We start from the raw sequence: 13,023 nt of genomic DNA on the forward strand, positions 1-13,023 counted from the left end.
GCTCCCGTTTCATCGAACTTTTTCATTACCGAGCTCATCTCTTCATTCAGCTCTACTGTTGCCTCTGACTGGCTCATCAGGTCAACTGCAGGAATTTCTTTGTAGTTTTCCAGCTCAAAGAGAAGCTCTCTTATGTTTTCCAGCGAAATTATCCCTAGCAGATTGTTATCGCTGTCCACGACAGGGAAGAGATTGCGCTTTGAATGTGCGATTATGTGAAGGAGCTCCATTATGCTTGCTTTGGCACTAACCTTTGCAAAATCCGTTTCAATCAGCTCCGATGTATGCATAAGCGTAAGTATGTTCCTGTCCCTGTTGTGCAGAAGCCCGAAGCGTGCAAGTTCGCGCGTGTCCATAGAAAAAGGTTCAAAATGCTTGACAATTGCAAAAGCCAGGGCTGAGACTATCATGAGTGGGATCATCAGTTCATAGCCTCCCGTTGCCTCGGCTATCAGGAATATACCGGTCAGAGGAGCGTACATAACGCCGCTCATTATGCCGGCCATGCAGACAATGGTAAAATTACTTTCAGGCAGGTGCGTAAATCCCGTCAGGTTAATTACCCTTGAGAAGAAAGAACCCAGAAAGGCGCCTACAAAAAGCGATGGTGCAAAGTTTCCTCCGTTGCCTCCGCTGCCAAGTGTAAGCCCTGTAGCCATAACTTTAATAAAAGCAATTGCCCCGATAAAAGCTGCTACAAACCATTCGTTCTGCCTGAAAGGCAGAAAAACACTCCTTTCAAAAAGCTGTGCCGTGTGCCCCTCGGCCAATAGCAGAATGCTTGAATACCCCTCGCCCAGAAGCGGGGGAAAGAGGAATATCAGTACAGCCAGCGCAAAGCCTCCTATTATTGCCTTAAGATAATTCCTGTTTTCCAGCGGGCGGAACAGGCTTTCAATTTTATAAAACATCCTGGCATAGTATAGTGAGACAACTCCTGCCAGAAGTCCGAGTATTACATAATAAGGAACGTTCGTGTAGTCAAAGGGCTGCCGGAGACTGAAGGTAAAGAGTATCCTTTCCTGAAGTATGATCTTTGAACACAGGGCCCCTGTTGCAGCAGAAATGATAAGCGGTATAAAGGATGAAATTGTAAATTCAGGAATGAGTACTTCAAGCGCAAACATGACTCCGGCAATGGGGGCATTGAAAACTGCCGCAATGCCTGCGGCCGCACCACACCCTATAAGAAGTATCCTTTCCCTGAAATCCATCTGGTTGACACGGCTGTAGTTTGACCCGATTGCTGAACCGGTTACTACAATCGGGGCCTCCAGGCCTGCAGAGCCTCCAAAGCCTACTGTAAGCGCGCTCGTAACCATGTGAGAGTACATCGTCACGCGCTCAACCAGACCCGACTTCCGCGCAATAGAATTCAGTATGTGAGCCGCGCCGCGCCCGAACCTGCTTTTAAGAAAAATTTTTATGTATGCTACGGTAAGCACAATGCCGATGGCCGGAAAGATAAGATATAGATATTCCTGCATCTTAAAACCGTAATCATATGTCAGCAGGCGATGAATATAGTGAACAACCGTCTTCAGCAGTACTGAAAAAAGCCCCGCAGTAAGACCTACCAGTACACTTGAAAGAATGAGGAACTGCCGGGGACTCAGAATTTTCTTTAATCTAAGGATAATATCTATATAGAACTTCAGGAACATCGCGTTTTGTATTTATATTTAATAATCTCTAAAGTAAAAAACAAACGGGTAAAAGACAAAATTCCATGTGTTTAAGAAGTGAAAATTAAAAGAATTTTACGTAATTCATTGTGGAAACTGGATACTAATTTAACAGCAGTCTTACTTGGGAATAGTAAAGTAAAACGTAGTGCCGCGCCCGGGCTCGGATTCCACATACATACGTCCACCATGGCGCTCAACAATTTTTTTGCATATGGCAAGCCCAATGCCTGTCCCGGGGTAGGTCCCGCTGTCATGCAGGCGCTGAAAGAGCATAAAAATCCTTTCGAAATACTGGGGATCAATGCCGATACCGTTATCTGTAATCTTAAAGAGCCATTCGTTGTCCCTCGCTTCGGCACTTATACGGATTTCCGGCGGCCTTTCTGTACGGAATTTCATGGAATTTGACAGCAGGTTCTGCAGAAGCTGCCGGAACTGCGTGGGATCTGCCATAATCTCAGGAAGAGGGGCTGAAGTAATGACGGCCTTGCTTTCCTCAATTGCAAGCTTCAGGTCTAAAAGTACCACCCTTAAGATCTCATTGCAGTCAGTCGGTTCAAAAGGCCTGGCTTTTGTTGTTACTCTTGAATAGGCAAGCAGGTCCTTAATCAGCGACTGCATGCGCATTGCGCCGTTAACGGCAAAGTTTATGAATTCACGCCCCGTCTCATCCAGTTTACTCTGATAACGCTTTGCAAGAAGCTGTGTGTAGTTGGATACCATTCTAAGAGGCTCCTGCAGGTCGTGCGAGGCAATGTAGGCAAACTGCTCAAGCTCGCGGTTCGATTCCTCAAGCTTTTTAATTGTCCTGTTCAGCCTGTCTTCAGCAAGTTTTCTCTGCGAAATATCCCTGAAAATGCTTAAGAGCACGGGGGAGGAATGTGAAATCCTGAGCAGGTTATTCGAGACCTCAAACCAGATGCTTTTGCCGTTCCACAGATCAAATTTTTCTACGTAACGCGGCACTACCGTCCTGGTCTGCATCCTGTATATTGCTTTCTTTAGGATTTCCTCATGCGGGCTTTTATAGATCTTTGTGAAAATCTTTCCTTCAAGTTCTTCTTTTTTCATCCCTACCATGCTGCAGAATGCTTCGTTTACCTTTACAATTACCCCTTTATTGTTCATAAGGCGCATTCCGTCGAAGGAGCTTTCCCAGACTTTGCGGAACATTAGCTCTCTGGCTGCAAGCTCGGTTTCTGCATTTTTCCGCTCGGTGATGTCAAAAGAATTACTCATTACCCTGTAAAGCTGCCCATCTTCATTTAGCATCGGGATAAAGGTTAAAATGAGCGTCCTCTTTGTCATGAACTTAATTGTGCATTCCTTGGTCTGCGGCTTAAGCGTTTCAATTGCTTTCTGAAGTGCCGGCAAGTAGCACCTGGTCACGCTGGGAGGGAATATGTCCTCATCCCTGCGCCCTATAAAATCATTATAGGCCAGTCCGCTCAGCTCAATGGCATAGCTGTTGACAAAGACAAACTTTCTTTCGGCATCGTATAAGGCTATTACATGAGGGAAATAATCGGCGGCAGTTTTGAAGAACTCCATCGTCTGCATCTGATTGCGAAGTACGTGAAGCTCTGCTAAGAGCTTTTCATTTTCCTGCTTGAGAGAAAGTATAATGCCGTCTTTTTCCATATTTACAGCATTCTCCCGGTCTTTTGGAATATCGGACACTCCGGTAATGTCATTTTCCATTATGCTTCGCAATATTGGTTGAAAAATAAAATTGCTACAGCCGCTTACATCTTAAAACTTCCTTTCCACTGCATTTTATGCTTAAGATAATACATTCTTTTTCTAATAGCAAGAATTCCAAAGAAAAGTAACAGCTTCAATGAAGATAGTGATCTATAGCAAAATAAACATTTTTATAACTTGACTTAATGTCCTGTTTTATGTAATTTTAATTCGGAACTTTTAGTCTGAAAAAGACATTTATTATATAAAGACCAATAATAAAGGAGAGATAAAAATGGCAGTTAGCGGAAATATTAACTCAGCCGAAATAAAGAATTTGATAATTAAGGACATAGTTGCCTCCAACTTCAGGTCCGCAGAAATTTTTGAGAAATACGGCATTGATTTCTGCTGCAAGGGAAACCGCCCGCTTTTTCAGGCATGTGAGGAAAAAGGGGTAAATATAGACAGCCTGGCAGGGGAGCTGAAGGGTGTATTTGAAAGCGATAAAGCTGACAACAACCGCTACGATATGTGGTCGCTTGGATACCTGGCCGATTATATAGTCAATAACCATCATACGTATGTGAAAACTGCGGCTCCAACCATACAGGCCCGCCTGGATAAAGTCGTAAGGGCACACGGGAAAAATCACCCGTTCTTAATTGATGTGGCCGACCTGTTTGAGGCCGTAAGCCGCGAGCTGGAGAACCATCTTGCAAAAGAAGAACAGATACTCTTCCCGATGATAAAGAAAATTGATGAGCTGAAAGCTTCAGGCAATGCCGGGGCACTAAAGCAGCTTTCTACAGTCTCGGGACCTATAAGGGTTATGATGGCCGAGCACGACCGCGCAGGAGAAATGCTGGACAAGATAAGGAAAATGACAGATAACTATGCGCTTCCTAAAGATGCCTGTACAACCTTTGCCGTTGCCTATAAGGAGCTTGACGAGTTTGAAAAGGATCTGCATAAGCACGTATTCCTCGAAAACAGCATCCTCTTCCCTAAATCTCTTGAATCTACAAGAGCATAATGACGCCTTAGGCGCATATAAGAGGGAATAATTTCAGGCCCCGGCGCCTTTTTAGGCGCCTGGGTCCTTTAATTTATCTTTTCAGGAGCTTAAATGCATGAGTAAAGCTGTTGTTCATAAAGGCAAAATGCACCCATAATGCGGCCAGCGCCTCAAGGTAAAAAGCTTCCGATATATCCCCCATATCGGTTATATTTTCCCAGCCCCAGCCTTCGGCAAAGTGGGCTACGGCCTGTTTTGCCTCAATGTCGTTTCCGCATATGAAAAGCTCGGGTGAGCCCTCGCGAAGGTTTGGATGGCACATCGTGCGTGCGCTTACTGTATTAAATGCCTTTACCACGCTCGCCTCAGGAAGCCAGGCCTGAATCTGTTCGCCTGCAGAATTGCCCGGGCTGACCGATATGCCGGGTGCTGCAGACCCGGGTACACTTTGGAGCGGATTGGTAACATCAACTATAATTTTATTGGTGAAGTTTTCCTTCCCGGCCATATTGATGGCGTTTTCCGTACCCGTCCATTTGGTCGCTATTACAATAAGTTCGCCAAAGCGGGCCGCATCATCAAAACCTCCTGCATATGCGTTTTCACCGGCCGAAACTACCCAGTCCTTCAGCTTCGATGTATCCCTTGTGCCCAGCATTACAGAATGCCCCTGGCTTAAAAATCCCAGCCCCAGCTGCTGCCCTACGTTTCCGGATCCAAGAATTCCGATATTCATTTATTCCTCCCTCGAGAGATTAGTTATTAATCAGACAATAGGATGTTTAGAATAAAATAGAAAGGAAATATGAAAGTGGAAAGGGTAATGCGTAAAACAGAAAAAAGAAAATAAACATTTCAGATGCCGGGAAATGGTGAGTAACAAGCCGCAATGACGGAAAGTTACTTTTTGATTTCCTGCCTTATCCTGGGAATTGAGAAGTAGAACGTCGTGCCGCGCCCGGGCTCACTTTCCAGCCATATCCTGCCGCCGTGCAGCTCAATTATTTTTTTGCAGAGTGCCAGCCCGATACCCGTCCCCGGATATTTTTCCCTTTCATGCAGCCTCTGAAATAAGAGGAAAATTCTTTCATGGAACTGCGGGTCGATTCCAATTCCATTGTCGCGTATGCTGAATGTCCAGTCCTTCTGCCCGCGCACGGCGGAAATGTGAATCTCAGGCTTATTTGCGCCCCTGAATTTTATTGCATTACTGATCAGATTCTGCAATAGCTGCCTTATTTGTGTGATGTCTCCCATAATTACAGGAAGCGTGTCTGAAGTAATTTCCGCGCTGCTTTCACCTATAACAAGCTGAAGATCACTTAAAACATCATACAGAATTTCGTTGCAGTCCAGTAATTCAAAGGGTTTCAGCCTGGATGTAACACGCGCATATTTTAACAGGTCGCGTATTAACGTCTGCATGCGTCTGGCGCCTTCAAGCGCAAAGGCTATGTATTCGTCCGCCTTTTCATCAAGCTTCCCCTGATATCGTGCCGCAAGAAGCTGCGTAAAGCTTGCAACCATTCTCATCGGTTCCTGCAGGTCGTGCGAGGCGATGTAGGCGAACTGTTCAAGCTCCTTGTTCGAGCGTTCCAGCTCAAGTAACGTATGCTGAAGTTTTTCCTGATAGTGCCTTATTTCCGAGATGTCGACATTTGTTATAATTGCCCCCAGTTCACCGTTTTCCTGTATAGGAACCGAGGAAAGAAGTATTGTTTTGATACTGCTGTCGAAGCATTCAATAAGGACCTCCTCGTTTATGACGGTTTCACCCTTTAAGAGAGTCCTTGCTGTAGCCCATTCCTCGTCCAAAATTCGTTCCCCGGTATTTGGCCACCAGCCTTTATGAATCTGCAGGTCGCCGCGCCCCGAGTAATTCATCCCGCCCCATATTTCCCTTGCCATCTGGTTGCAGATCAGCCTCTTGCCTTTTTTATCCAGCACCCAGACACCCACAGGCACAAATTCCAGCACATCCATTAAGAGCGCCTGTTTTTCTGCAAGTGCCTTTTCGGCAATTTTGCGCTCTTCAATTTCCCGCATCTTTTCACCATAAAGCTTTGCGTTTGAAATGGCAAGCGACGTTTTGCCTGCAATCTGCTGAAGGAAGAATTGGTCATTCGGCGTATAAGGGGGATTGGTTTTTTTGTGCCTGAAAATTGTTATAACCCCCGCTAATTTTTTATTCAAAAATAGCGGTACCGAAAGTATGCTGTAGATGGGAAGCTTTTCCAGGTGGCTCCTCAGTTCATTGCTCATCCTTTCCAGCATTCCGGGGTAATCTGCCTTTGAAACCAGCACAGGGTTACCCTGCATTACTTCCGGAGCCAGCTCTGCAACAGGGCACAGGTCAAAATTTGAAAAAAGATCACGCAGTATGTTCCTGATCTTTATCTCAGGGTTGTAGTATGAAATGAGGTTCATCCTCTTGTCATCCGAAAGGAGGCGTATGACACAGGAGTCTCCTATAAGTTCAGCCACACGGCGGGCGGTCTTCTCAAGTACTGCCAGATAATCAAAACTGATTTCGGTTAATTCCTGCGTAAAGAGTGAAAGCATCTTGGAGCGCTTCAGCTCCTGCTGCAGCCTTTTTCCCATCTGTATGCGTTCAGTTATATCGCGCCAGGTAACAACTACTCCGTCATTGAGCCTGCTGATCTGAATATCGAAAGCCATTTTTATTGGGCGCAATGCCTGCTCTTCATCATAGATGAGTGATTCTTTGGTAAGGGGCTCACCTGTATAGACCGTCCTGCAGTAATCATCAAAAATCCCGTTGTCGCGCATTTGTGGAAAAAGGCCCAGAAATCTGCTCCCGATTATCTTTTCTCTTGAAATATTCAGGTTGCGGCAGCCCGCTTCATTTATATATTCATAAATAAAATCAGTTATTTTCCCTGCCTTATCTCTTTTTGCCCGCAGTATTGCATGAGCATCCATCATGCTTTCAATTGAAGTCTGTACGAGCCCGGCCCTGCGGTTGATTTCCTGCCTCTTGTGTTCCGAAATATCCAATAATGCAGCTCTGATTTCTATGCAGCCGTTATCATCAAAGACAGGGTGGCATTCAAGCAGGCCGTGGAAATCGGGCCCGTTTTTCTTCTGGAATTTAAGTTCGCAGGAGTACCTTCCGGGTTTCTTAAAAATTCTGAGGCGGTAAGAATAAAATATATTTTGGTAGCCCTTTACAATAAACTGTGTCAGGGGCCGCTTTACAAGGAGTGATTCCGGAAGCCCAAGCAGCATCTGCGACGAGCGGTTGACTGAGGTGATAACAAAATCGGGGGTCATCACTATGTAGCCCGATGGTGCCGATTCGAATAATTCCCTGTATCGCTCCAGTTCTTCTAGAAGCTTCTCCGGCACGTAATTTTCGTCATCCCATTTAAGATGAACTTTACCTATTTTGCCGGACTCTCCGGAAGAATCTTCGGTCTCGTTTTCCAGGCCAGGTGTTATTTCAGCTAATTCGCCCGAAAGGTTACTATCCAGTTGTCCGCTTTCAAGATCACCACTCATTTTTCACCTGTATTAATGAAAAAAGCAGGGGCAAAATCCGGCATTGATTATAGCAAACGCAATATATATTCTTCGTATGAAAAAAGCAAAGAAAAGATGATTAAAGCCGGAAGGCTGCGGCCTGATTGATTAAGAACACAGTAACAGGCACCATCCAAAAAAACTGTTGCTTTTATTTCTTTATTTCCATAAAAATTATTGAGGGTCAAAGGCGCTATGAAATAACGAGGGGGAAAACATGGGAAAAATAATTGTTACCGAATTTTTATTATGCAAGCACGTGGGTGAGAATCTTTTTGAAGTGAAGAAACGCCCTGTGACTGAAATTGATTTTGAAGAAACTTATAACATCTATTATCACAGGGATTATGGATGTTATCTGATCCTTGATTATGAAGGCCGCTACATTAATCTGGATGTCATTAAGGCCGGTGCATGGCAGAATGCCCGGGTATGCGGAATGCACCTTCTCTGGAGAAAAGATTACAAAAGAACAGTACGCCACGATGAAATGACAGTGTACTGAAGAAAAATGAATTGAAACTAAAAAGCCCTGAGAAAAACCTCAGGGCTTTTATTTTCCGGTAGTGCTTTACCAAAAAATTATTTCAGCACCACCATTTTCTTTACCTGCATGTAACTGCCAGAGGATATCCTGTAAAGATACGTCCCGCTTGGAAGTTTCGAAGCATTGAAGTTTACTTCGTAATTCCCGGCTTTCAAAATATCATCTACAAGCGTTGAGACTTTCTGTCCCAGTACGTTGAACAGTTCAATTGTAACTTTACCATCCTCGGCAAGCCCGTATTTAATTTTCGTCTCAGGATTAAAAGGGTTCGGATAGTTCTGATTGATAAAGTAACTATTGGGTTGCATCTTTCCTGTTTCTGCAAACGTTGAAGGGCCGTCAACATTCAGATTCCACGAAATTAAAGAAGTATCCTTTGAGTTGTAAACGTAAGCCGTAACTTTGAACTTTCCGCCTCCCGTTGCGTGAAAAGTGAAAGTTGAATCGGTGCTGCGTTTGATGGAATCGACATACCAGATATATTTTACCCTTTCGCCATATGGGTCATAAACCTTGAGCGATAATTCAACGGAATCTTTTGATTTAAGATCAATGTCCCTTCTGTTTACTGTAAATACCTCTGCGTGCGCTGTGTCTTTAACGAGTGTAAAAGGCTTCCAGCTCGTGATTTCAGGCGGGAACCCGCCGCGCATGAACTTCTGCAGAATGTTCAGGAATATCTTCTGCACCGTTATGTCTCTTGCCAGGCCGAAAGTCCAGTTAATTGAAGCTGAATTAAATACGGCGCCCCCGTTTTTATTTACATACATTCCCATCGATACTGGCAGTCCTCTTGTGTAGCTTGCCGGCTCACACGGGGAAGTACCGAGAATGCGGTAGTTAAGGGGTGTCTTGTCCTCGCCTGTTGCAACAGGCAGGCCGTCTTTATACTGGAAGAGTGTTCCGTCCACTTCATAGCCTACAATAGCCCCTGTTGAATCATCCGGAAGGCGCCCGAAGGAGTCGCCGTCTTTAAGCCCTGTACCGTTATAAATCCAGTTATGAGAGTTCCAGACCGTATAGTCGCCATAGCCGTGACTGTAATTCATAATGGAATGATGAAGATCGTTGACGTATCCGCCATTTAAGAATGTGGCCCCAAGAAACATGGTCTCAGGCCAGTTTAACGGCGGCGCATACCAGTTCAATGTTACCAGTGAGTCCACTTTTCCAAGCATTGGGTCTTTAGTGCTCTTGTAGCAGACCATCGTTCGGTCGTTGTCTTCCATTCTGACCTGCCACCAGCACGTGTTGCCCGACAAACTGATGTGGCGGCCGCCTCGCTTAATGAACCTTTCCATATTTATTCTCTCGGGGCGAGAATAGTATTCATCATGTCCGCTTACAATAAGTACGTCATAGTTGTCCAGAAGTGAGGGATCCTTGTGTACTTCCATTGTGGAGGTTATTTCATAACGGATGTTATTTGTCTCAAGCCACTTGATGAGAGGCTTATTCCAGGCGTGGAACTCTCCCATGCCCCTGTGCTGCGAGAAAGGGCGGTTTAAGGAAACCCTGTCGGCCTTGATGCCGTATGTGGATCCGTCATTATATACGTTTTTACCTCCCCAGAGGTTATATGCCGTCCAGTCGAAATCATTTAAGAGCATTAATACCCTGGAATACGAGCCGGGCACCTTCTGCTTCAGTGCAAAGACAGCTCCCTTTGTCGTACTGCCGTCGGCATTTGGGAATTCAAGCCCGTAAGCCCCGCTTCTCCAGTCCCCTGGAATAACCAGCTTATAGCTCACCGGCCAGTCAACCCCTTTTTCATAAGCCAGTGTATCAATCGGGCGAAATCCCTCGCTTTTGACGCCAGTAATTGTCATCATACGCTCATATTCATTAACTGCTATTCTATATACTGCTATATCATAAACAGGTTTTGAAGTGTTGATGTAAATGTAAAGCGTATCTCCCGGCGCAACTGCAAGCGGCCTTACATAACCGTTGTTTTCTGTATATCTTTCAACCTGTGCATTTGTAAAGCTGGAGGATATAAGGAGAATTAATGTAACGGCAAATACTGAGCATAAACTCCTTCCTGTTTTCATAAGTACTCCACGGCTAATTCATCAAATCTTTGGATAAAAGGGCGTTAATGTCTTAATATAGATGCCTTTATTGGTATGTATCAATTAAGCGAACCCTTCAAAATAGAATACTCAGTTCCGGTTATAAATTCAAGGTAGCCTGGGGAGATGGAATTCTCCAGTGATATGAAGCACAGGAGGCAGCTGGAAGCTGCCCCGTTATGTAATTTCCTGACTTCTCCTTTTTCGGTTACATTCCGCTGCAAAACCTGTCCTTATGTTTTTAGTATCCCGTCTGTTGTCAAAATTAACCCGCTTATTTGCATAATTTCCCTGTTACTGTTTTCCCGGATGTAAGCTCCTGAAATTGAGTTAATTTAGTCTGTCTCATTATATTCACTTTGTTTTATGCTATGGGAAAGGGATGACTTTTGGCTGGATAAAAAATATTTATGCTGTGGATTAGTTAATTCAATTTCTAATTAAAAATGACGGCTACGAACATCAAATTAAAAGATGCTTCTTTCCTCGTCTATTTTTTTGGGGGAGCTTTATGAAAATCAGTGTCGAAAGAAAAGTAACCATCTGGTTCATATTGGTACTGTGCCTGGGCCTCTTTTTTACTTACCTGGCATTTAAGAGCAGGACCGATTACGTGGAAAGAGGTAACTGGGTCAGGCTTTCCTACAATATACAGACGGAAATCGGGAATATTAACGATTATTTTCAGCAGATCGAAATCAATTCCCACCGTTACCTTCTTACAGGCAGGAAGGAATGTGTCCGCTCTTATAATACAGCCCTGGACAGCCTGAAAAAAAGCATTCAAAACTTCTCAGAGCTCACAAAAGATAACCCCAGACAGCAGGAGTTCTTAAGGATCCTTTCAAAACTTAACAGCAGAAAGCAGGAAGGACATAAAAATTCCTTCGAAGCAAAAGATTCAATCGGCAGATTTAAGGCTTTTGAGAAGGAGGCCGCAAACTACAACCAAAGCCTCGTGGACAGCCTTAAAATTGTAATCAGCCAGATGGATAGTGTCGAAGACCTGCGCCTGGATGAAAGGATCCTCTCGCAGGAGAATGCATCAGCAAAATCCGCATCTTCACTCATTACCCTGGCAGCACTGTTTCTTCTGACTTTTGGGATATTCTACTGGCTGATTCTGGATGACATAAAAAAAAGAAAAAGAGCTGAAGCCCGGCTTGCTAAAAATGAAGCTTTCCTTTATATGATTTTTAATGAAGCCAATGATGCCCTTTTTCTTGTTGATTCAAAGACGAACCAGATTGAAAAATGCAATAAAGCTGCACTGAGACTTTTCAAAGCTGAAAATAAACAGGACCTGCTTAAAACATTCAGCTCCCGGCTTCCAGCGCCTGGCATTGGCCAGTCTGAAGGTAATGAAATAAATGAGGCCATCAAAAATGACGGCGTCTGGAAAAGTGAGTTAATTTACAGAACAGATTCAGGATGCGAATTCTGGGGCGCTGTCTCAATTATTGCCTTTGAGGCCGATTCTAAAAAACATAAACTGGTCCGCATAATTGACATTACGGAAAGAAAGAACTCCGAAAAGGCACTTAAAACCTATGCCGAGGCTATTGAGGAAAGTAAAAACAGGCTCCAGGCACTTACCTCTGAACTGCTAGTTAAAAACAAGGAACTTAAAAAGTCTGAGGCAGCCCTGAAGGACCTGAATGCAAGTAAAGATAAGTTCTTCTCTATACTTGCCCACGATATGAGAAGCCCATTTACCGGACTCCTTGGAATTGCTGAATATATGGCCGACTGCCAGGATATGATCCCAAAGGATGAAATGAAGGAGCTTTCGGAGGCGGTTTATGCTTCTGCTAAGAAGGTGTACGGACTCCTTAACAATCTGCTTGAATGGTCAAGACTGCAGATGGGAAAAATTGAATACCTTCCTTCAGATACTAACTTAAAGGATATTACAAGTGAAATAACCGACCTGCAGCGTTCAAATGCTGAAAGCAAGGATATATGCCTGAAAAATGAAATCAACAGCAGCATCCATATCTATGCTGATCAGAATATGGTAGCAACTATTTTGCGGAATCTCGTCTCCAACGCCATAAAATTTACAGATATGGGCGGGATAATTACGCTTTCTGCCGTGGTAAAAGACTCTTTTGCCGAAATCAGTGTTAAAGATACAGGAATCGGAATGAGTGAGGACGTGAAAGACAAAATTTTCAGGATAGATTCAAAACATACAACAAAAGGCACCTCAGGAGAAGAAGGTACTGGACTTGGACTTGTTTTATGCAAGGAACTAATAGAAAAGAACCATGGAAATATCAGGGTCAACAGCCGGGTAGGCCGGGGGACAGAATTTATTTTTACTCTTCCTCTTGCGCCGGTAAATAATTAAGCTAAAGCAGTTTTAGAAAAATTATAATCCGGCCTGGAGGCAGAAAAACAGAATGTTTTCACAAGAAATTTGCCAAATTCAGCTTTTGTAGATATATTTTGGACTTTAATATGTAA

The 13,023-nt window shown here is 44.1% G+C and carries 8 protein-coding genes; 3 read left to right on the plus strand and 5 right to left on the minus strand.

Translation table 11 applies throughout. The features are described from left to right. Together HF312_18300 and HF312_18305 are read right to left on the minus strand one after the other, a co-directional pair. Positions 1-1,664 (minus strand): CBS domain-containing protein (locus tag HF312_18300; GenBank protein ID MCU7522173.1); only part of this gene is annotated, 1,664 nt, incomplete at its 3' end. Between the two features lie 141 nt (positions 1,665-1,805). Next, the gene (locus tag HF312_18305; protein ID MCU7522174.1) at positions 1,806-3,389 is read right to left on the minus strand and encodes a PAS domain S-box protein; all 1,584 of its coding nucleotides are present in this window, start codon (positions 3,387-3,389) and stop codon (positions 1,806-1,808) included. 277 nt (positions 3,390-3,666) lie between these two features. Between HF312_18305 and ric the strand changes: the two genes are divergently transcribed. Next, positions 3,667-4,407 carry an iron-sulfur cluster repair di-iron protein gene (ric, locus tag HF312_18310; protein MCU7522175.1) on the plus strand — a complete coding sequence of 247 codons (741 nt, stop codon included), beginning with the start codon at positions 3,667-3,669 and terminating at the stop codon, positions 4,405-4,407. Positions 4,408-4,480: 73 nt separating this feature from the next. Here ric and HF312_18315 read toward each other — a convergent pair whose 3' ends face one another. Together HF312_18315 and HF312_18320 are read right to left on the minus strand one after the other, a co-directional pair. After that, on the minus strand, positions 4,481-5,125 hold the full coding sequence (locus tag HF312_18315; protein ID MCU7522176.1) for an NAD(P)-binding domain-containing protein: 645 nt from the start codon (positions 5,123-5,125) through the stop codon (positions 4,481-4,483). Positions 5,126-5,289: 164 nt separating this feature from the next. Then, positions 5,290-7,911: a PAS domain S-box protein gene (locus HF312_18320; protein ID MCU7522177.1), complete on the minus strand. Its 2,622-nt coding sequence runs from the start codon at positions 7,909-7,911 to the stop codon at positions 5,290-5,292. 238 nt (positions 7,912-8,149) lie between these two features. Here HF312_18320 and HF312_18325 point away from each other — a divergent pair, with 238 nt between their 5' ends. Beyond that, the gene (locus HF312_18325) at positions 8,150-8,437 is read left to right on the plus strand and encodes a hypothetical protein (GenBank protein ID MCU7522178.1); all 288 of its coding nucleotides are present in this window, start codon (positions 8,150-8,152) and stop codon (positions 8,435-8,437) included. Between the two features lie 77 nt (positions 8,438-8,514). Here HF312_18325 and HF312_18330 read toward each other — a convergent pair whose 3' ends face one another. Next, complete coding sequence (locus tag HF312_18330; protein MCU7522179.1) at positions 8,515-10,533, minus strand: T9SS type A sorting domain-containing protein; 2,019 nt, start codon at positions 10,531-10,533, stop codon at positions 8,515-8,517. A gap of 532 nt (positions 10,534-11,065) precedes the next feature. Here HF312_18330 and HF312_18335 point away from each other — a divergent pair. After that, complete coding sequence (locus HF312_18335; GenBank protein ID MCU7522180.1) at positions 11,066-12,907, plus strand: PAS domain S-box protein; 1,842 nt, start codon at positions 11,066-11,068, stop codon at positions 12,905-12,907. Positions 12,908-13,023: the final 116 nt, after the last annotated feature.

The sequence above is a fragment of the Ignavibacteria bacterium genome, from assembly GCA_025612375.1.
GTDB lineage: Bacteria > Bacteroidota > Ignavibacteria > Ignavibacteriales > SURF-24 > JAAXKN01.